This is a genomic window from Shewanella glacialimarina, assembly GCF_020511155.1.
Classification (GTDB): domain Bacteria; phylum Pseudomonadota; class Gammaproteobacteria; order Enterobacterales; family Shewanellaceae; genus Shewanella; species Shewanella glacialimarina.
This window is the reverse complement of sequence record NZ_CP041216.1, coordinates 2,843,998-2,863,245: the sequence shown is the minus strand read 5'-3', so window position 1 is coordinate 2,863,245 and position 19,248 is coordinate 2,843,998. Positions and strand designations below refer to the sequence as shown.

Here is a 19,248-nt window from a genome sequence, read left to right as displayed (position 1 = left end):
ATGAATGCGTCCCTTGAGAAGGTGTTATTTACTGTAAGCCAATCAGTGTTGATTGATAAAGGCGACTTAAACAGTGCTTCTCAACTTATTATTTCGTCGGTTTGTCAAGGGCTTAAAGTCGAAAGAGCGGGTATTTGGTTGCTATCGGAAGATAAGCAATCCATCTCGTGTTTTTTGTTATTAGATAATGAATCACAGCAACAGAATATTACGTTAACTCGCGCTCAACTGCCTCGCTACTTCCATGCGTTAGATTCTGAAAGAACGATTGCTGCTGATGATGTCTTTCAGCATTCTGCTACATCTGAATTTACCGATATCTATCTAATTCCTCAGGGGATTGTGTCAATGTTAGATTGTCCAATTCGTCACGCAGGTAAAATGATTGGTATTATATGTTGTGAGCATCGTGGCCAAATGAGGTCATGGAGCCGAGATGAAGAGGTTTTTGTTGCGGCATTAGCTGATTTATATGGTCGGGCAGTAAATGCAAATGAAGTACGTAGCCAGCAAATGCTGCTAGAGGAACTTAATGCAAAATTAGAAACTATAGTCGCGTCTCGTACCCAAGAATTGCAGCAAACTTTAACACACTTAAAAGCGACTCAAGCCAGTTTGATAGAAAGTGAAAAACTGGCCGCACTCGGTAATTTGGTAGCCGGTGTGGCGCATGAGGTCAATACACCTTTAGGGATTTCAGTCACTTCAACCAGTCATTGTATTGATGAGCTGAATAAGCTTAAAAAATTATTTTCTGCTGGTGAATTAGATGAGAAAGAGTTTGAATATTTTATCAGTACTATGAGTGATGGTTTATTGCTTATCGAACGTAATTTATCCCGTGCAGCGGAATTGGTGCATAACTTTAAGCGAACAGCGGCGGATCAACTGACTTTAGAGAAAGAATACTTTAATTTAACCGAATATTTAGGGCAAATTTCTACTCCATTAAGACCGCTAACCCGCAAGCAGAACATTAATTTGGATATTCAATTAGCGGAAGAAATCATGGTTGAGTCTTATCCTGGTGCAATTGCTCAAATATTTACAAATCTAGTATCGAATTGTTTTCGCCATGCTTACCCAGATGATTTCATCGGTGACAAAACCATTATTTTAGGGGCAGTGGTTTACGGTGACGAAATTAAAATGTTTTATAAGGACAATGGTAAAGGATTAAGCCAGGAAGTTAAGGATAGGATGTTTGAGCCTTTTTTTACGACAGCTAGACATTTGGGGGGAACCGGATTAGGCATGTCAATTGTGTATAATTTAGTGACTCAAAAATTAGGTGGGCGATTAAATATTGTGTCAGAGTTAAATAAAGGCCTCGAAATTGAAATATTTATCAAGGCAAAATAAAAAACGCACTCTAAAGTGCGTTTTTATATATTAAGGTATTTAAATCAGTTGGTTCAATACTATTTCACAGCGGATAAGAACGTCATGATTTGATCGAAAGGAATGTTTTGTTTCTCCCCTGTACGGCGATTTTTATATTCAAATACACCTTCATCGATATTACGATCACCAATAACGATAACATGAGGTAACCCAATCAGCTCCATGTCGGCAAACATAACCCCAGGACGCTCTTTACGGTCATCCATCAGTACTTCTATACCAGCAGCTTGTAAGTCAGCGTAAAGTTTCTCAGCCATGTCTGCAACGCGATGAGATTTATGCATATTCATAGGTAAAATACCGACCTGGAATGGTGCAATTGATTCAGGCCAAATAATCCCGCGGTCATCATGGTTTTGTTCAATAGCGGCAGCCACTATACGGCTAACTCCTACACCATAACATCCCATTAATAATACTTGGGCTTTACCATTTTCATCAAGTACAGTCGCGTTCATTGATTTTGAATAGTTAGTGCCTAATTGGAAAATATGACCCACTTCAATACCACGTGCCATTGCATAGGTGCCCAGACCATCTGGTGTTGCTTCACCTTCGACCACATTACGAATATCGGCAGCTACCGCTAAAGGTAAGTCACGCTCCCAGTTGATACCAAAGAGATGTATATCATCCTGGTTTGCACCAGCGGCAAAGTCGCTTAACACCGCCACACTGTGATCGATAATAATTGGCATGCTCAATCCGACAGGGCCAAGAGAACCTGGTCCTGCACCTACAGCCGCTCGAATTTCAGCTTCAGTGGCAAACTCTAAAGGTGATGCAACCGCTTCAAGTTTATCGGCTTTGATTTCATTAAGTTCGTGATCGCCTCGCACAATTAATGCCACCAAAGGTGCGTCTTCTGATGCGCCTTTAACGATTAATGTTTTAATCGTTTTAGTGATATCAAGGGTAAACTGTTCAACTAACTCAGCAATAGTTTTTGCATTAGGCGTATCGACTGGCTTTAGCTCTTGAGTCGGATCTTGACGAGTTAGCGTCGGCATTGGCGATTCAGCTTTCTCTATATTCGCTGCATAATCACTGCCAGTAGAATAAGCGATTAAGTCTTCGCCACTGTTAGCTAATACATGAAACTCATGCGAAACACTGCCACCAATTGAGCCTGTATCAGCAAGAACAGGGCGGAACTCTAATCCCATACGGCTTAAAATATTGCTATAAGCGGTATACATGGACTGATAAGTTTCATCCATGGTTTGCTGATCTAAATGGAATGAGTAAGCGTCTTTCATTAAAAATTCACGAGCACGCATAACACCAAAGCGTGGACGAACTTCATCACGGAATTTGGTTTGAATTTGATAAAGGTTTATCGGTAACTGTTTGTACGAACTTAATTCTTTACGTACTAAGTCAGTAATCACTTCTTCGTGAGTTGGGCCTAATACGAAATCACGGTTATGACGGTCTTGGAAGCGGAGTAGTTCCGGGCCAAATTTTTCCCAACGGCCAGTTTCCATCCATAAGTCAGCAGGTTGGACTAACGGCATAAGAATTTCTATAGCACCTGCATTGTTCATTTCTTCACGCACGATACCTTCGACTTTACGAAGAACTCGTAAACCTGACGGCAACCAGCTGTATAAACCTGACGCATTACGACGGATCATACCCGCACGTAGCATTAACTGATGGCTAATGACTTCTGCATTTGCAGGGGTTTCTTTTTGTGTTGAAAGCAGGTACTTACTAACTCGCATTCCGGTATCCATTATGAGTAAAAATCAATGGAGGTCATTTTAGCACTTGAAGCGTTTATGTCACCTGATTATTAGCCATTGAGCAAAGTTACTTTAACAACTTGGGATATAGACATTAAATTATTGTTTTGCGGTAGATAAGGGTTATTTATTACGTCTATCACCAATCACTTTTGCTGGGTTACCAGCCATAATAGCGTATGCGGCGACATCTTTAGTCACAATGCAGCCCATGCCGATAACGGCTTTGTCACCAATGGTGATGCCATCGACCAAACCCGCTTGAGCGCCAATCCACACATCTTGACCTATTATAATGCCTTTTGATGATGTTGGTTGTTGATAAATAGGCGAGTCGGGTGACATGCCATGGTTAAAAGCATACACAGTGACATTATTGGCAATGCGAGTTTGTGAGCCAATATGAATACCTGCCTGACCACCATCTAAACTGCAACTATGATTAATAGCCACTTCATCGCCTAACGTTATAGGGCCGTGCATAAATACGTCAGCAGCAATCATGCATTTATCGCCGATAGTAATATTTCGACCAGGCTCTGCAAATAACTCTGCTTCAGGCGCAATAAAACATTGCTGACCAATGCTAATGGTTTCAAGCTGAGTTAATTTAGTTTGAATATCCAGCTGCCAGGGCGTTACCCACTCTAATAATTTTGGCTTGAGATTGAAGTAAAGCCAGGGCATCCAGGACAGTCTTTTTTTCTGCTGCTTTTGGTAATCGAGTAATGCCAACGTTCTGTCCTCATTTACTCATCAAGTAAAACCACAGACGTGGGTTTTAACGTTAATACGATAATTTGGTTATCAATCACCTGCCACAAAATATCAAGATCATATAGGGCAACTTGATAGATTTTGGGATCCTCTTTTGCTTTTTTGTAAGCAGGCCTGGGGTCTTGGGCTAATACTGCACTAATTAGCGGCTGTAATTGAGCATACTTTTCATTTTCTGCAAGTGTTGACAACTGAATACTTGCATTATCAGAAAAAACAACCTTTATTAACTCAGGCGCCTCCTGAGCTATACCGCCCTTGGCGTCTGTAATGGCATCTGAAAAGGGAATATAAGGTTTTATATCGATAATAGGCGTGCCATCTAATAAATCCATGCCGGATATTTCAAGACACACTTTGCCTTTTCGTTTCACAATACCGTGTAATTTAACCACAGACTGTCCAATACCGTTTGGCCTAAAAGTTGAACGTGTCGCAAATACACCCAGTTTTTCGTTGCCACCTAAACGAGGTGGACGAACGGTTGTTTTCCAGCCTTGAGCTAAATTTTCATGAAAACAAAATAATAACCATAGATGAGAATATTGTTCAATTCCTCTAATTGCATCAACAGTATTTAACGCTGGAGCAAGTTCAATATAACCTTTTACATCGACTAATCCTGGCTGGCGAGGAATACCAAATTTTTGTTTATAAGGGGTTCGGCAAATTGCGACTGCACTAATTTGAGATGTAAACATGATGGCTTATCAACTAGGTATAAAAAAGAGCTGCAATATAATAAAGTCTGATATTGCAGCGATAAAATGACTAAAATAAAATATTATTTTTCTTGCTCGTGTTTAATGGCTTGTCCAATACACAAACTGCGACTAACACAGGCTTTATCCTGTTCTTCAATGATCAAGCATTGTTTGATAATAATGCCATTGGCACCCATATCTGCAGCTTTTTTACGGGCTTCAGTTCTTGCATCTTGAATCGATGCAGGTGCATCGTTTGATTGCTCCTGACAAACCTCACCCTCAGCTAAACCAATAATGGCATAATGACCTTTGGGCTGGTTATTGCCTTCATAAACAATCACATCACCCACTTTAAAATATTCATTAATCGCTTTGGGATCAAGATTACTGTTAAAGGCATAGTCACCTGCACAAGCTGTTAATAATAAAGATAAAGATGAAAGGGTTAACACTTTAAGGATAGGCGAAAACATAGATGTGCTCACTTAATTCAATTTAATTATAGTTTACTCTCTCTTTATTAGAGGTAAAGGCAAACTTTAATTTGTTTAAAAAAAACGCCTACCGAAGTAAGCGTTTATTATTAATGCTTGAACTATTATTCCATGCCAGGAATTAAAAAGGCACTCATGGATTTACCAGCATCAACTTCTTTTTTAAATACCGTTGGCATACGGCCTTGGCCAGTCCATTGAATTAACTCACCGTCTAAGGTGATTTGATATTTTGCTGGACGAGGAGCGCGTTTTTTAGGTGCTGATTTGCTTGCTGTGACTTCGCCAAGATCTTCAATCGATAAACCACTGTTTTCGATTTGAGCTAAAATGCCAGCAATAAGAGCATTTCTTTCGGCATTTGCCGCTTCATCTGCTTTGGCTTCTTCTTCACGTTCAACGATAATTTTATCAAGTTTCGCAGCAAGATCGTTAAGATCTTCAATACTGAGTTCTTTTACAGCAGCTTTAAAACGACGACCATGGGTTAAAATATCTAAAAAATCACTCATAATATTAAACGTCCTAATGAATTGGAATTTACATAGTTTTTATTTGTTAGTTCTGACGTTGAATGAAGACGTGCAGCATATCATGTTCATTAATGTTGATTGATACATGTCAGTACTAAAAGCATAATCAAAAATATCTCATTCCTTAGAAATAATTCCTTCGAGGTTAACTTTTAACATCAAGCTTTATTTTTGAGCAATACATTCAAATAAGTTAATAACAAATTAATAAAATAGTATTTATCAATAACCGTAATAATAGAAAGATATTGAGCCTTGATCAATTTAATTTATCAAAAATAAGCTTATTTTATTAATTAGCCTAAAAAGGCTGTTAAAAACGACATTATGGGTGCATATAAGTGAAAAATGTTACTTTAGCTTGCCAATTTGTATGCTATATTTTTTCAAACAAGCGTTTAACTTAGGTTGACGTTAACGTTAACAGGTCGTAAAGTTGAGCTATCTTGCATTGGCATTGGCCAATGTGTTGTCTATAGACAAGGTGTAGGAAGGAAACCCTATGAAAATATTGGTGCCTGTAAAGCGCGTCGTTGATGCCAATGTAAAGGTCAGAGTAAAAGCTGATAATTCAAATGTTGATACAGCCAATCTAAAAATGGCATTAAACCCATTTTGTGAAATTGCAGTTGAAGAAGCGGTTCGCCTCAAAGAAGCTGGAATTGCGACTGAAGTTGTTGTTGTTAGCGTTGGTCCGAAAACGGTGCAAGAACAATTAAGAACGGCAATGGCTTTAGGTGCAGATCGTGCCGTCCATGTTGAAACCGAAGAAGAGTTAGTATCACTCTCAATTGCTAAGTTACTGCATGCCGTTCAGCTAAAAGAACAGGCTCAACTGGTGATATTTGGTAAGCAATCTATTGATGGTGACAACAATCAAACAGGCCAAATGTTGGCAGCACTTGCTGACATGCCACAAGCCACTTTTGCTTCTGAAGTTAAAATTGATGGCGAGACTATTGTGGTAACCCGTGAAGTTGATGGCGGTTTACAAACCTTGAAAATGCCATTACCAGCGGTTGTGACAGTTGATTTGCGTTTAAATGAACCTCGTTATGCTTCATTACCAAATATTATGAAAGCTAAGCGTAAGCCTTTAGAAGTATTATCTATTTCTGACTTAGGTGTAACGTTGAAAGCACATCAAACCGTATTGAAAGTCACGCCTCCAGCAGAACGTAAAGCTGGCATCATGGTATCTTCTGTTGAAGAACTTGTCGAAAAATTAAAAAACGAAGCGAAGGTGATCTAATATGACCATTTTAGTTTTAGCTGAACACGATAATGTGCATTTAAAAGCCGACACAGCCAAAGTGGTTGCAGCGGCTACTGCAATTGGTGGTGATATTCACATTTTAGTGGCGGGAGCTCAATGTAGTGAAGCGGCCAAAATGGCGCAAACATTAGCTGGCGTTAACAAAGTCATTGTGGCTGACTCAGCTGTATATGCTAACCAATTAGCCGAAAACTTAGCTAAGTTAATTTTGAGTTTGTCTGCAGACTATTCACATATTTTATCCGCAGCCTCAAGCGTAGGTAAAGACACGTTACCGCGTGTTGCTGCCTTATTAGATGTGGCGCAAATATCTGAAGTGATTAACGTAGAAAGCGCAGATACATTTATACGTCCAATATATGCAGGTAATGCATTAGCGACAGTGAAAAGCTTAGATGATAAAAAAGTCATGACAGTACGTTCAAGTGCATTTGATGCGGTTGCTTCAACTGGCAGTGCTGAATTAGCCAATATTGACGAAGTGATTAATGCGCGTACTGAGTTTGTATCACAAAGCTTAACTGAGTCAGTTCGTCCTGAATTAGGCAATGCTGGTATTATTGTCTCTGGTGGTCGTGGAATGGGTAGCGGTGAAAACTTCGCTATTCTAGAGCAACTTGCAGATAAGTTAGGTGCCGCTGTTGGGGCTTCGCGCGCCGCAGTTGATGCGGGTTTTGTCCCTAACGATTTACAGGTCGGTCAAACAGGTAAAATTGTTGCTCCTGATTTGTATATTGCAGTCGGTATTTCTGGCGCAATTCAGCACCTTGCGGGTATGAAAGATTCTAAAGTAATTGTCGCTATTAACAAAGATCCTGAAGCACCAATTTTTCAAGTAGCTGATTATGGACTAGAAGCTGATTTATTTGTGGCTATTCCGGCACTGAATAATTTGTTGTAAATGTGATGTGTGTCACAATATTCGGCCGTAGGGTGGTAACCTTACGGCCGCTATGTTTTTATGTGCTCGCATTTTTACCCTTTAAGTAGAGGTGCATTAAATAATAGTAAAGGTGAGTAGGGTGATGCCTGTGATCTACCTTGAAAGGATTTAATGCCGAAGTTGCTATTGATATCGGTCAATACAGCTGGTGTTGTCGCCAAATAGGTGCAGCACTGCCATAGTATTTTTTGTCGGGATGACAAAGATAAATTACTATGGAGCGCTACTGATAGGACAGGTGTCTCTAAGGTATAACATTACCTTACACCGGTTCAGTCGCCTCCATTCATACATACTCGATGAATAAATAATGAACGTACTTAGTCATGCCGATTCGGCACTATCTTTACTTCCACCTCTTGTTGCCATTGTTTTGGCTATTATCACCCGTAAAGTTTTACTGTCCCTTGGCGTGGGGATTGTGGTCGGCGCATTATTACTTACACAGTTCTCTTTAGGGGATAGTAGTCTATTTTTGCTCAACACAGTTCAAGGGTTGGTTTGGAGTGATGGCGCGCTAAATAGCTGGAATTTACAAATCTTAGGTTTCTTAGTCATGCTTGGCATGATAACCGCTTTAATAACCGTTAGTGGTGCAGCAAGGGCGTTTGCTGATTGGGCTAAAGGGCATATTCGCAGTAAACGTGATGCCAAGTTAATGACCATATTTTTAGGCTGTGTGGTGTTTATTGATGATTATTTTAACAGTTTAGTGGTAGGCTCAATTTCAAAACCTATTACCGATAGATACCATGTATCGCGGGCTAAATTGGCATATTTATTAGATTCTACAGCCGCACCTATTTGTGTTATTTCACCTATTTCAAGTTGGGGAGCCTATATTATCGCCTTGATAGGGGGCATCTTAACCGCGCATGGTTTTGCTGAGTCAGGTCATTTGAGTGTGTTTGTCCAAATGATCCCGATGAATTTTTATGCCATATTCGCGTTACTATTATTATTATGTGTTGCCTTGTTCGGTCTTGATGTCGGCCCTATGCGCCAACATGAATTAAATGCCAAAAAAGGTGAGCTTTATGATGAATCTAAAGGCCTTCCCCCTGGTGCAAACGCTGACCTGCCTGAAGCTGATACGGGGAAAGTAATAGGTTTATTTTTACCCATTTTGACATTAATCGTTGCCACAGTTTACTTTATGATAACTAGCGGTGCAGATGTACTTGCAGCCGATGGTAAAGCCTTTACTATTTTAGGCGCTTTTGAAAATACTCAAGTGAGCCAATCATTATTTTATGGCTCAGTCATTGGTTTTAGTATTACGTTAATTTTAGCTTTTATTCAAAAGTTAGAGATGGGGTTGATTTTTAAAGGTGTGGTTACTGGTGCGCGTTCAATGTTACCCGCTATCTATATATTACTGTTTGCCTGGTCTATTGCTGGAGTTATTGGTCAGCTAGAAACCGGTAAATATATGGCAAGCTTAGTCACGGGTTCAATTCCTTTTGAGCTATTGCCTGTGGTGTTATTTATTCTTGCAGGCATTACCGCTTTTTCAACCGGCACAAGTTGGGGCACTTTCGGCATTATGTTGCCAATTGCTGCCGATATGGCAATGGGAAGCGACTCAAATATGATGTTACCTATGCTGTCGGCTGTGCTTGCAGGTGCTGTTTTTGGTGATCATTGTTCACCTATATCCGACACCACTATTTTGTCATCGACAGGGGCCAGTTGTCATCATATAGACCATGTGATTACTCAGTTACCTTATGCCTTAATTGTGGCGTTTATCAGTATTATTGGCTATACAGTGCTTGGCTTTACTGACTCATTAATCAGTGGATTATTAGCTTGTAGTCTTGTGTTTGTGATCAGCGTGTTCGCTTTGGCTTTTTTTGCACGTCGCTAGCCGTTACTCATAAATGAATAATAATGCCGCTCAATCTTCATTGAGCGGCATTATTATTTGTGGTTAATGGTCATATCAAAGTAGAATTTAGTAAAGCAACAATATTGGACATTATTTTGGCGCAACTGTATTTTTATTATTCGTCGATGAACGCGGGTAAATCGACCTCATTATTACAATCTTCTTATAATTATCGCGAGCGCGGCATGCACACGTTAGTTATGACAGCATCAATTGACGATCGCTATGGCGTTGGCATTGTTGCATCACGAATTGGTATACAAACTGATGCGCAAGTGTTTGCCAGTGGCGATGATTTGAGTGATATTATTGGTCAATCACATCAACAGAAACATATCCATTGTGTACTTGTCGATGAGAGCCAATTTTTGTCAAAAGCACAGGTTAAGCAGCTGACTCATGTGGTAGATAATTTAAATATCCCTGTATTGTGTTATGGGCTGCGAAGTGACTTCCAAGGAGAGCTATTTACTGGTAGCCAATATTTGTTAGCTTGGGCTGACAAATTAGTTGAGCTAAAGACGATTTGCCATTGTGGTCGCAAAGCCAATATGGTGGTACGTTTAGACGGTGATGGCAAACCAATGAAAGAAGGTGAGCAAGTGGCGATAGGTGGCAATGAAACCTATGAGTCGGTTTGCCGCAAGCACTTTAGAGAGTTTTTATGGGATTAGCCCAGGTATGCTAGCATGATAAAAATGTCACTTTAAAAATCTAATATTAAAGTGACATTTTGATTAGCAGTTACACAAAATTAGTTACAGTCTCTACTAATTACCACAATATCATTTCACTTCTATCTCTAAGCATTAAATACCTAGCGCACTTAATGTCGTCTTTAACACTCAAATGCTTTAGCTCTCAAAAAACTATAACTTAAACCGTTCAACAGATGTGGTTAATGAATGGGCTAATTGATTTAATTCCTTGCTTCGCTTCGCCATTGCTGAGGACTCTTCTGCATTATGTTCCGCAGACTCTGCAGTTTCAGCCATAGTATGCTCAATTTGCTCACTAAAACTGACCTGTTCATGTGCCGCTTGATTAATACTTTGACTCATTTTATCTATGGTTAACAGCGCCGACTCAATATGCTCGATTGCATCATGTAGTGCCTGGCTTTGTTCAACACATTGGTTAGCTTGGGTTTGTCCTTGGGTAATCGCTTTCACCGCATTTGTCGTTTCTTGCTGCAGGGCATCTATCATGGTTTGAATTTCAGCGGTAGATGATTGAGTTCTTGAGGCAAGGGATCTTACTTCATCGGCGACTACGGCAAAGCCTCTTCCGTGTTCACCCGCTCGTGCCGCTTCAATTGCCGCATTTAAGGCCAACAAATTAGTTTGGTCTGCAATAGCGCTGATAGTAACTAATATTCCACCAATGTTATCGCTGTTTTTACTTAGGCTATTCATGATGTTAACCGAGTCGATTAACCCAGTTGATAACCGTTCAATTCGACCACGGTTATCATCAGCAATACCTTTTACATGCTTGCCTTGTTCCGACGCTAGGCTTATCTGGCTAGCCGACTCATTAGTCTGTTTATTCACTAAATTCGAACTGTGATGAATGTGTTCTGCGAGTTGTTTCGCTTGATTGATTTGATGAATTTGACTATTTGCGGCATCAGCAATTTTCTGCCCCTGATTTTGTGAGTTAATTGCGGATTCATCTAATAGATGTGCATCGCGGCTAATATCTTGTAATAGTGAAGTTAAATCATCGGAGAGCTTGTTGATATTGTCCATCAACTCGCCAAACTCATCATCGTTGCGCTTTGTGAGCCGTTTAGATAAATCTCCACTAGCAATACGAGACAAAGCATGATTGACCGCTCTAAGTGGCTCTAGCATGGCTTTAGAGGTAAAATAGTAAATGATAATAGCAAGTACGATGAATATTAATGCTAACGCAATCGCTAAGGTTTGCGCCGTGCTTATTTCATCGGATGCGACGTTTTTAAAGTCGTTAAAACGCTGATCTGCTAAAATCATTAACTTGCTTAGCTCGGCAAAGCTTGAGTCGAAATATTGATTTGATTGACTATATGCCATATCAGCCTGTTTGATTACCTCAACCACTTTACGCTGACTTTCATATAGCGTGCCCGGTGTATCGAGTAAGGCTTTCATTTGCTCGAATTGTTCAGCAAAAATAGCCAACAAATCATCTGCAGGCAGGGTTGCTGTTTGCTGTTTTAAAAATTGAAAATTAGTCTCAATACTATTAACCATCATCAAGATATCTTGCTGGTGATTGTTTACATTCTGTAAATCTGTAAATCGAGCAACTTCACCTATGATATTGCCCATATTATAGATGGTATCGTCTAATCTAGTACCTGTTCCTATGACCTCTGCCAATAAATTGTCTTGCTCGCCTGCATCTATTATCTCTAAATCGATCATACTATTACTGGCGGTATCTTTTATTTGCAGGAACTGTTGAAACTGCTTTTGATAATCTGCACGCGCTTGTTCAATGGTTAATTTTGCATTGAACATAATTTCACTTTGCTTGATGTATTGTGAGTATTGTTGCGTCACATTATCTAGAGCCTGTTTCATTTTGGGTTGATCAGCGACCTTATTTGATAAGTCCTTAAAGGTTGTTGAGTATTCATTTTGTAACAGCTTAAATTGAGCAAAGCTGCTACTAATATTGTCATTTCCCGTCTGTGAAAAGGCTAAACTACCTGTTTTGGCCATTTTGAGTAAACTTAATTGAAGTGCATTACTTTGGGTTTGAACAGGAACCGCTAAGATTTCGATGTTAGTGTTAGCTGTTTGGATTTGTGTTAGCGAACGATAAAAGAAGCTACTTCCTGCAAGAAGCAACACACCAATCGTGGCAAAGCCCAAGGCAATTTTTTGTTTGATTGTTAGCTCAAGCAAGTTCATTTGAGGTCCCTTTCTGAATAATGGCAATAGCAATTTTTCATTATAATTATATGCTTTTAAATAAGATTAAGCCGTTTCAGTGTAGTCAATATAATCAATGGTTAATACATTTTATGGCAAATAAATGAGTGATTTCATAGCAGCCTTTTAGGTAATGTTGAATAGTGGCGATAACTTATATCGGCAAAGGTTAAATTAAGTGTAGTGCTTTTATTTTGTATACGGGATAATTGTTCATGTTTTCCACTATTTAGCAAATTAATATGCAGCAAATACTGATTAGGCAGCAAGGCGCTGTCACTCCATCAAAAATCGTCTGCATTGGGCGTAATTATGTCGAACATATTCATGAGTTAGGCAATGATATTCCCGACGATATGGTGGTGTTTTTAAAACCCAACAGCGCAATAAGTACTGAGTTAATTAGCTTTCATCAAGAATCTATTCACTATGAAGCTGAGTTATGCTTTTTAGTCGAAAATGGACGTTTTAGCGCGGTAGGCATTGGGCTAGATTTAACCAAACGTCAATTACAGAGCCAGTTAAAGTCCAAAGGGTTGCCATGGGAACGGGCTAAAGCATTTAATGGTTCGGCTATATTGAGTGACTTTATTCCGATAAGTACGGATAACCAAGAGTGGTGTTTTAGTTTGACGGTAAATGATCAACTTGCCCAGTTGGGGCATAGTCAGTTAATGATCTATTCACCCGCACAAATCTTTAATGAGCTGGCTTCATTTATTACCTTAGAAGATGGGGATGTCGTCATGACAGGTACTCCCAAAGGCGTGGGAAAGGTTATTGCTGGAAGTATGTTTAAGTTAACACTGTGGCAGGGGATAGAGTACTACTCAGATCAGCAATTATTAGATGATACAACAAATTCCACCCCACTAATAACCCAGCAGTGGCTGGCTATTTAGTGATTAAGGACAAATATGTCGAAGCTTGAGCAAATCGATCAATTAACACAGCACCTTTTTGCGCAACGTAAGGTAAGGGATCCCGCTTCTGATTTTGAGCTTTTTAAACCAAAAAATATCGATGACGCTTTTGCTGTCCAGCAGCAGATGATTGAATTGTCCGGTAATGCTGTAACTGGGTGGAAGTGTTTAGTGCCGTTAGATAACGGACAGCTTATTTTTGCCCCATTATTGCAACAGCAGTTAATCAACAAACTTGTTGTCCAATCATTGCTAACCTAAAAGGTGTTGAAGCCGTTGGGTTAATTGAACCGGAAATCGCATTTGTTTTAGGTCAAGACTTCGATGCTAATCAAGAATACAGCATTGAAAAAATTGATAGTGGCATAAGCGCAACACATATGGCGTTGGAATTAATTCAAGGCCGGTTTAGTGCAGATTACTCTGCCAGTTACTTCGAAAACCTGGCTGATGGCTTAAGTAATCAAGGGCTGTATATCGGGCCTGAAATTGATAAAGCATTAGCCTATCAGGCGAGTAAGGTTAACATCACCGTTAGCCATCAAGATGAAGTACGGTCATTTACCGGTATTCATCCGTGTAACCTGCCGCAAAATCCAGTCTATTGGTTAGTTAATTATTTAACATCAAAGGGCGTTAGCCTTAAAAAAGGCCAAGCCATTATTACAGGGTCGTACTGTGGCGTGATCAAAGTCCCTATGGACACCTTGGTTAAATTTCAATATCAAGGATTAGGTGAGATGCAACTGAAATTCATAATGCAGCATGAGCTAGCATGAAGTTTGAATCAAAAATAAGTATCAGTAAATGCTTATAATTTCAAAATGTATCGAATATTTACATGTGCAATAAAATGGATGTTTGGTCGTGTTTGAGTAGCTTGCTAACAACAAGCATGAACGAGTTATCCATCAGTCGTTTTATTTCATCATCTGGGATATGTTGTTTAGCTGATTGGTTAAAATAAACCGATATCCAATGTTTCTTATCCATATGATAACCGGGGGTGATAGACGAGGAAATATCACATAATGCAATGGCTTCATCAGGATCACACTTGAGGTTTATCATTAAAGCATCGTTGTGCCAGCCAATTAAGGCAAACATTTTATTTTTGACTTTAAACACATGTGTGCCTGGCCCAAATGGAAATTTTTCAACCGCTTCGGTTTTGGCAAGCAAGTATGCTCTTAACGTGTCAAAATCCATTGTGGCTCCCATGTTATAGACTAATAAGTCAGTTAAACCACAATATCATTTATTATTGATTAACTGACCTATTATTGGATAATTACTGATGTACAAGGCTAATATTATAAGCTTTTAGCCTCTAAAGGTTAATCCTTTAAGGTTTTAGGGCTAAAACCTTATCAATATCAGCGGCACTGTGGCGATTAGAAAGTTGTTCCCACGCTTCTCCCCAACTGCGGTTAACTATTATTCCACGTTGAACGGCCGGACGTTGTTCAACAGCTTTTGCCCAGCGCATCACATTTTTATAGCTGGTTACGTCTAAAAACTCTGCTGCGCTATAAATATTCCCTAGTACTAAATTACCGTACCATGGCCAAATCGCTATGTCAGCAATAGAGTATTCCTCGCCAGCAATAAATGAACCCTTGGCAAGTTGTTTATCTAATACGTCTAATTGGCGTTTTACTTCCATTGAAAAACGATTAATAGGATACTCAAACTTTTCAGGGGCGTAAGCATAAAAATGTCCAAAACCACCACCAAGATAAGGGGCAGCTCCTTGTAACCAGAATAACCAATTCATGACTTTAGTGCGCAGTGCTATGTCGGTCGGAATAAGATGACCAAATTTTTCGGCTAAATATAATAAAATGCCACCTGATTCAAATACGTTAATAGGTTCTGCGCCCGAGTTATCAACTAACGCTGGAATTTTTGAGTTGGGGTTAACATCTACAAATCCAGAAGAAAACTGATTACCTTCACCAATATTAATTAAGTGAGCATCATACTCAGCCGCACCAACCCCCGCAGCTAGCAACTCTTCAAGCATAATAGTAACTTTTTGACCGTTAGGCGTTGCTAATGAGTAAAGTTGTAACGCATGTTCACCAACCGGTAAGCTTTGCTCATGACGGGCACCGGAATCAGGGCGATTAATACTAGCCCATTGGCCGCCATTCTCACTGTCCATTGTCCATACTGCTGGAGGGGTATATTCATTTGTCATGATAAATCCTTAATATTTAAATTCGCTATATGAAATCGCTTATCCGTTATAAATTAGCCTTTATTAATATGATATTGGGCGCTTGTGATGAAATTAAACCCTAAGAGTAAATCTTAAATAGCACCGTAAGTTATGAGTTACGGTAAAACACTCTAAGTTAAGGCAATAACTAATCACCATTCGAATTAGGGTTTATTTTTAGCCTATTGCTTAGCAACATCCATTTTTAATACATAAATGATAGTGTCACCATTTTCTGTGTGTGGCGGGAATGGAGCTATGTTAGTTTTTATAAGGCCTCATTACGTTTAGCACTATTGCGAATAATACTATTGCGTATAGTTATCTATGATCTCCGGTAAGACTTTTAAACAAGGGTTTCTATTTGTTGAGAACTTACTATTTATCGATTCAATCTAGGTATGTAGAAATACCTCAAGGTTATGATTTTATGAAATATTTATTAAAATCTATAAACTTGCTAACACCTCGGCTTCTGCATTACGAAGTAACTTATCAAGTTCACCACTTTGTTTCATGGTTTTGATTACGGCATCTAGCCTAGGGACTAATGCTGCATGCTATTGATTAACGTAATGATATAAGTCCAATGTTGCTAAGGCTGGCGGTAAGGCTTTGACATAATCGATATTTAATTTTTTTATCGCGTATAAGCCATCAGCTGTATTAGTAAGTGCAACACTAGAGGGGTTATAATACAGAGCCTGCATCATAGTTTGAGTATTATTGTAATCAAATACGTTTCTTAAATCAGCTGTAATGATATTAGTGTGCTTAACGCCCCTTACTCTTAGCAAGCTATACTTAGATAAGTCAGCCTGAGACGTTAATACAATGTGATTATCTTTATGTACAAACGCCATAGTCTCTAATTGATAGTAAGGAGTAGGTACACGGATCAAGGTGGGGTTTTCTTCGCCATAATTCCATATTCGCATTATTTCGCCATCTTTATGACCTGATACAGCCTCACGTTGGGCGCGCTTGCCTGGCATCGGAGCGATGCTAATGGTTAATCCCAGTTTTGAATAAATGACCGGCAATACTTTTGCTCCGACCTGTTGTTCAAATAAGGATTCTATCGAGGCAAACTGATAATCTTCAGTTTGAGCAAAGCTTTCGCCGCAAAAAACTATCGCGGCAAGGGCTAACATAAAACGATACTTCATTGATAACCTTGAATCTCTGTTTTTATTATGTCCTGCATACAAATATGTAGAACGTTTATGCTCTTTTGACATTATAGTGTTTGTTATTAAAAAAGTAGACCGAGGTTAGATATATTTCATTTCAACCTTTCTTTATTAATGGCATTTTTTAAAACTCGGTAATTCAAGTTTTTGCTAATTCAGGCAATAAAAAAGGCGCTAAAGGCGCCTTTAATGATTAAATTAAATGCACTTTACTCATATTACATCAAGGATACAGCTTCCATATCAAGCTCGATATCAGTACAGCCTTTCGCGCAATAAATACCAGGTGCTTTTTCGCTGGGTTTGGCTTTGTGAGTATTTGGCGGCAGCTGTAATATCAATGGTTTATTACACTCACTGCAAGTTGCACTGTTGCCCTTTAACATCCGCTTAATCAGATTCTTATGCTGATTAAAAGACGCTAATGTGGTGCCATTAACCGCTGAGAAATCCAGTTTTTGCGTTTCACTCATAGCCATTACCTAATTTAATTGTCAGTCGCTTCCTTTTAAAAGAGACTGACATTACTGATACTTTTATTGATACCAGCTTGCTATCCAAGTGGTAAACTATTTCACCTGATCCTGTGGGCGCCAGCGTTGTAATTCAACTGGAACAGCCACACCTTGGGCGGTAAGTAAGTTAACTCGGGCTTGGTATGCGGCGCCGTGCATCATGTGTTTGGCTAAGTCTACCGCATTTCGCTTGGTATAATCATCTAAATAACTGCCTTTCGCCCATTCATTGAACGCACCTAATGAAGGACCTGCCCAAATTTGGTAGTCCATTTCACGGCCCACTTCTCCGGTATTTGACCAGCGGCTAGATAGCCCTAAATACCAACGGAAAATCAATGCCATTTTTCGTTTTGGATTATCTTTAGCACGCTCTATTTGCTTAGGGTCACGTTCATTAAAGTGCGCCACAGTCCCAGCCCAAATGTCCTCTAGGCTTGAGCGGAACACTTGTTTTTCAAGCTTTTCACGCTCATCAATAGGGATCGCTTCGATAGAGTCATAACGCGTATAAAGTTCATACAATTTGTTGGCTCGCATCGGAAACAAGGTGCCGCGTTTTACCACTTGCAGCTTAACGCCCATTTCGAACATATCTGCCGCTGGTGCCATAGTCACATCGGCCATTTCGGTGGTAGCCAAAAGTTTACGGGTATATTCACTCGCGCCAGCTTCAACACAAGCCTGGTTGATTGAACCGGTCACAATAAAAGCTGCGCCCATGTTAAATGTAGCAAGCGCAGCATCGGGTGTACCCACACCGCCACCACAACCGACACGAATTGGTGTTTTATATTGATATTGCGCTTGGACCTTGTCTTTAAGTGCCAAAATAGTCGGCAATAACGTCACCAAAGGACGATTGTCGGTATGGCCGCCAGAATCGGCTTCTGCAGTAATATCATCAGCCATCGGCACAAGTAGCGCGAGTGCCATTTGTTCAGTGGTAATTAAGCCTTCATCAACCAGTTTTTGGAGCATTTTTTCAGGAGCCGGCTCCATAAATTTAATCGCCACTTCGGTGCGGCTAATTTTAGCTATCACTTTATTGGCGATATTAATCTCGCCATTTGCATCACGGCTTAATCCGGCGGCGCGGTAGTACACAATTTGTGGGGTTAAGCCTAAAAAGGCTGATGCCTCAACGGTACGCACTTTGTGCTTTAAAAATAATTCCACACTGCCGCGCTCTAATGCGGGCTCGCTTGGGCTGTGGATTAAGTTAAACATGTATGGCCCATTTGGCAGCGCTGCTTGAATGCGCTTAATGGCTTGTTCAACCCGTGATGGAATAAGACCCGCTGCACCAAATGAGCATAAAATACCTGCCTGGCCTAAGGCTATCACTAACTCTTCAGAGGCAATGCCATTGGCCATAGCACCTGCATAATAGGCGTATTTAACCCCGTGAACCCGGCGGAAGTTACTGTCACCTAAGCTTTGGGTGCCAAGGGCTGGGGCAAACGCACTCACCGGTAAGTTTTGGTTATTTGCCGTTAACGCATCATTTTGCTCAGTAATCACCTGAGCATGTTGAGCCACGCCCAACCCTTTCTCAGGGTGATTAATTAAATAGCATGCCTGTGACAAATCTTTTAGTTTTTTGCCAATAGTAGCAAGGTCAAAATTGGCATCGTTTGAATCTACTATCCAAGGCCATGGTGAAAGCTTTTCGTTATGCACTTGTGTTGTCATT

19 protein-coding genes and 1 riboswitch are annotated in these 19,248 nt (G+C 39.9%); of the genes, 8 read left to right on the top strand and 11 right to left on the bottom strand.

Annotated features, from left to right (window positions below; genetic code table 11):
- The gene (locus tag FJ709_RS12405; RefSeq protein ID WP_226410360.1) at positions 1 to 1,362 is read left to right on the top strand and encodes a sensor histidine kinase; all 1,362 of its coding nucleotides are present in this window, start codon (positions 1 to 3) and stop codon (positions 1,360 to 1,362) included.
- Between the two features lie 59 nt (positions 1,363 to 1,421).
- Here the strand turns inward: FJ709_RS12405 and FJ709_RS12400 are convergent, their stop codons facing one another.
- From FJ709_RS12400 to FJ709_RS12380, 5 genes are all read right to left on the bottom strand, one after another.
- On the bottom strand, positions 1,422 to 3,131 hold the full coding sequence (locus FJ709_RS12400; protein ID WP_226410359.1) for a proline--tRNA ligase: 1,710 nt from the start codon (positions 3,129 to 3,131) through the stop codon (positions 1,422 to 1,424).
- A 144-nt stretch (positions 3,132 to 3,275) separates the two neighbouring features.
- Positions 3,276 to 3,839, bottom strand: coding sequence for an acyltransferase (locus FJ709_RS12395; RefSeq protein ID WP_226415978.1), 564 nt, complete (start codon positions 3,837 to 3,839; stop codon positions 3,276 to 3,278).
- 62 nt (positions 3,840 to 3,901) lie between these two features.
- Positions 3,902 to 4,633 (bottom strand): tRNA (N6-threonylcarbamoyladenosine(37)-N6)-methyltransferase TrmO, encoded by a 732-nt coding sequence (gene tsaA, locus FJ709_RS12390; protein ID WP_226415977.1) that lies wholly within the window; start codon positions 4,631 to 4,633, stop codon positions 3,902 to 3,904.
- 80 nt (positions 4,634 to 4,713) lie between these two features.
- Positions 4,714 to 5,109, bottom strand: a complete 396-nt coding sequence (gene rcsF / locus FJ709_RS12385; RefSeq protein ID WP_226410358.1) for an Rcs stress response system protein RcsF — start codon at positions 5,107 to 5,109, stop codon at positions 4,714 to 4,716.
- A 125-nt stretch (positions 5,110 to 5,234) separates the two neighbouring features.
- On the bottom strand, positions 5,235 to 5,642 hold the full coding sequence (locus FJ709_RS12380; RefSeq protein WP_226410357.1) for an H-NS histone family protein: 408 nt from the start codon (positions 5,640 to 5,642) through the stop codon (positions 5,235 to 5,237).
- A 523-nt stretch (positions 5,643 to 6,165) separates the two neighbouring features.
- Here FJ709_RS12380 and FJ709_RS12375 point away from each other — a divergent pair.
- From FJ709_RS12375 to FJ709_RS12360, 4 genes are all read left to right on the top strand, one after another.
- On the top strand, positions 6,166 to 6,915 hold the full coding sequence (locus FJ709_RS12375) for an electron transfer flavoprotein subunit beta/FixA family protein (RefSeq protein ID WP_226410356.1): 750 nt from the start codon (positions 6,166 to 6,168) through the stop codon (positions 6,913 to 6,915).
- A 1-nt stretch (position 6,916) separates the two neighbouring features.
- Positions 6,917 to 7,840, top strand: coding sequence for an electron transfer flavoprotein subunit alpha/FixB family protein (locus FJ709_RS12370; protein ID WP_226410355.1), 924 nt, complete (start codon positions 6,917 to 6,919; stop codon positions 7,838 to 7,840).
- 78 nt (positions 7,841 to 7,918) lie between these two features.
- A riboswitch (Lysine riboswitch) is annotated at positions 7,919 to 8,116 on the top strand.
- A 76-nt stretch (positions 8,117 to 8,192) separates the two neighbouring features.
- Positions 8,193 to 9,752: a Na+/H+ antiporter NhaC family protein gene (locus FJ709_RS12365; protein WP_226410354.1), complete on the top strand. Its 1,560-nt coding sequence runs from the start codon at positions 8,193 to 8,195 to the stop codon at positions 9,750 to 9,752.
- Between the two features lie 116 nt (positions 9,753 to 9,868).
- The gene (locus FJ709_RS12360; RefSeq protein WP_226410353.1) at positions 9,869 to 10,447 is read left to right on the top strand and encodes a thymidine kinase; all 579 of its coding nucleotides are present in this window, start codon (positions 9,869 to 9,871) and stop codon (positions 10,445 to 10,447) included.
- Between the two features lie 195 nt (positions 10,448 to 10,642).
- Here the strand turns inward: FJ709_RS12360 and FJ709_RS12355 are convergent, their stop codons facing one another.
- Positions 10,643 to 12,676, bottom strand: a complete 2,034-nt coding sequence (locus tag FJ709_RS12355) for a methyl-accepting chemotaxis protein (RefSeq protein ID WP_226410352.1) — start codon at positions 12,674 to 12,676, stop codon at positions 10,643 to 10,645.
- 263 nt (positions 12,677 to 12,939) lie between these two features.
- Here FJ709_RS12355 and FJ709_RS12350 point away from each other — a divergent pair, with 263 nt between their 5' ends.
- The 3 genes from FJ709_RS12350 to FJ709_RS12340 all read left to right on the top strand — a co-directional run bounded on the left by FJ709_RS12350 (position 12,940) and on the right by FJ709_RS12340 (position 14,399).
- On the top strand, positions 12,940 to 13,599 hold the full coding sequence (locus FJ709_RS12350) for a fumarylacetoacetate hydrolase family protein (protein ID WP_226410351.1): 660 nt from the start codon (positions 12,940 to 12,942) through the stop codon (positions 13,597 to 13,599).
- Between the two features lie 15 nt (positions 13,600 to 13,614).
- Positions 13,615 to 13,881: a hypothetical protein gene (locus FJ709_RS12345; protein ID WP_226410350.1), complete on the top strand. Its 267-nt coding sequence runs from the start codon at positions 13,615 to 13,617 to the stop codon at positions 13,879 to 13,881.
- Positions 13,882 to 14,000: 119 nt separating this feature from the next.
- Positions 14,001 to 14,399 carry a hypothetical protein gene (locus FJ709_RS12340; protein ID WP_226410349.1) on the top strand — a complete coding sequence of 133 codons (399 nt, stop codon included), beginning with the start codon at positions 14,001 to 14,003 and terminating at the stop codon, positions 14,397 to 14,399.
- A 58-nt stretch (positions 14,400 to 14,457) separates the two neighbouring features.
- Here the strand turns inward: FJ709_RS12340 and FJ709_RS12335 are convergent, their stop codons facing one another.
- The 5 genes from FJ709_RS12335 to pfaD form a co-directional block, all read right to left on the bottom strand.
- The gene (locus FJ709_RS12335; protein ID WP_226410348.1) at positions 14,458 to 14,829 is read right to left on the bottom strand and encodes an MmcQ/YjbR family DNA-binding protein; all 372 of its coding nucleotides are present in this window, start codon (positions 14,827 to 14,829) and stop codon (positions 14,458 to 14,460) included.
- Between the two features lie 136 nt (positions 14,830 to 14,965).
- The gene (yghU, locus tag FJ709_RS12330; protein WP_226410347.1) at positions 14,966 to 15,823 is read right to left on the bottom strand and encodes a glutathione-dependent disulfide-bond oxidoreductase; all 858 of its coding nucleotides are present in this window, start codon (positions 15,821 to 15,823) and stop codon (positions 14,966 to 14,968) included.
- A gap of 581 nt (positions 15,824 to 16,404) precedes the next feature.
- Positions 16,405 to 17,013: a type 2 periplasmic-binding domain-containing protein gene (locus FJ709_RS12325; RefSeq protein ID WP_226410346.1), complete on the bottom strand. Its 609-nt coding sequence runs from the start codon at positions 17,011 to 17,013 to the stop codon at positions 16,405 to 16,407.
- A 242-nt stretch (positions 17,014 to 17,255) separates the two neighbouring features.
- Positions 17,256 to 17,510 carry a hypothetical protein gene (locus FJ709_RS12320; protein ID WP_226410345.1) on the bottom strand — a complete coding sequence of 85 codons (255 nt, stop codon included), beginning with the start codon at positions 17,508 to 17,510 and terminating at the stop codon, positions 17,256 to 17,258.
- A 96-nt stretch (positions 17,511 to 17,606) separates the two neighbouring features.
- Positions 17,607 to 19,247: an eicosapentaenoate synthase subunit PfaD gene (gene pfaD, locus FJ709_RS12315; RefSeq protein WP_226410344.1), complete on the bottom strand. Its 1,641-nt coding sequence runs from the start codon at positions 19,245 to 19,247 to the stop codon at positions 17,607 to 17,609.
- Position 19,248: the final 1 nt, after the last annotated feature.

Bases quoted from the DNA above. Each gene is read 5' to 3' on its own strand.
- FJ709_RS12405 (WP_226410360.1), top strand. From the start codon at position 1: ATGAATGCGTCCCTTGAGAAGGTGTTATTTACTGTAAGCCAATCAGTG.
- FJ709_RS12400 (WP_226410359.1), bottom strand. From the start codon at position 3,131: ATGCGAGTTAGTAAGTACCTGCTTTCAACACAAAAAGAAACCCCTGCA.
- FJ709_RS12395 (WP_226415978.1), bottom strand. From the start codon at position 3,839: ATGCCCTGGCTTTACTTCAATCTCAAGCCAAAATTATTAGAGTGGGTA.
- rcsF (WP_226410358.1), bottom strand. From the start codon at position 5,109: ATGTTTTCGCCTATCCTTAAAGTGTTAACCCTTTCATCTTTATCTTTA.
- FJ709_RS12380 (WP_226410357.1), bottom strand. From the start codon at position 5,642: ATGAGTGATTTTTTAGATATTTTAACCCATGGTCGTCGTTTTAAAGCT.
- FJ709_RS12375 (WP_226410356.1), top strand. From the start codon at position 6,166: ATGAAAATATTGGTGCCTGTAAAGCGCGTCGTTGATGCCAATGTAAAG.
- FJ709_RS12370 (WP_226410355.1), top strand. From the start codon at position 6,917: ATGACCATTTTAGTTTTAGCTGAACACGATAATGTGCATTTAAAAGCC.
- FJ709_RS12365 (WP_226410354.1), top strand. From the start codon at position 8,193: ATGAACGTACTTAGTCATGCCGATTCGGCACTATCTTTACTTCCACCT.
- FJ709_RS12355 (WP_226410352.1), bottom strand. From the start codon at position 12,676: ATGAACTTGCTTGAGCTAACAATCAAACAAAAAATTGCCTTGGGCTTT.
- FJ709_RS12350 (WP_226410351.1), top strand. From the start codon at position 12,940: ATGCAGCAAATACTGATTAGGCAGCAAGGCGCTGTCACTCCATCAAAA.
- FJ709_RS12345 (WP_226410350.1), top strand. From the start codon at position 13,615: ATGTCGAAGCTTGAGCAAATCGATCAATTAACACAGCACCTTTTTGCG.
- FJ709_RS12340 (WP_226410349.1), top strand. From the start codon at position 14,001: ATGGCGTTGGAATTAATTCAAGGCCGGTTTAGTGCAGATTACTCTGCC.
- FJ709_RS12335 (WP_226410348.1), bottom strand. From the start codon at position 14,829: ATGGATTTTGACACGTTAAGAGCATACTTGCTTGCCAAAACCGAAGCG.
- yghU (WP_226410347.1), bottom strand. From the start codon at position 15,823: ATGACAAATGAATATACCCCTCCAGCAGTATGGACAATGGACAGTGAG.
- FJ709_RS12325 (WP_226410346.1), bottom strand. From the start codon at position 17,013: ATGAAGTATCGTTTTATGTTAGCCCTTGCCGCGATAGTTTTTTGCGGC.
- FJ709_RS12320 (WP_226410345.1), bottom strand. From the start codon at position 17,510: ATGAGTGAAACGCAAAAACTGGATTTCTCAGCGGTTAATGGCACCACA.
- pfaD (WP_226410344.1), bottom strand. From the start codon at position 19,247: ATGACAACACAAGTGCATAACGAAAAGCTTTCACCATGGCCTTGGATA.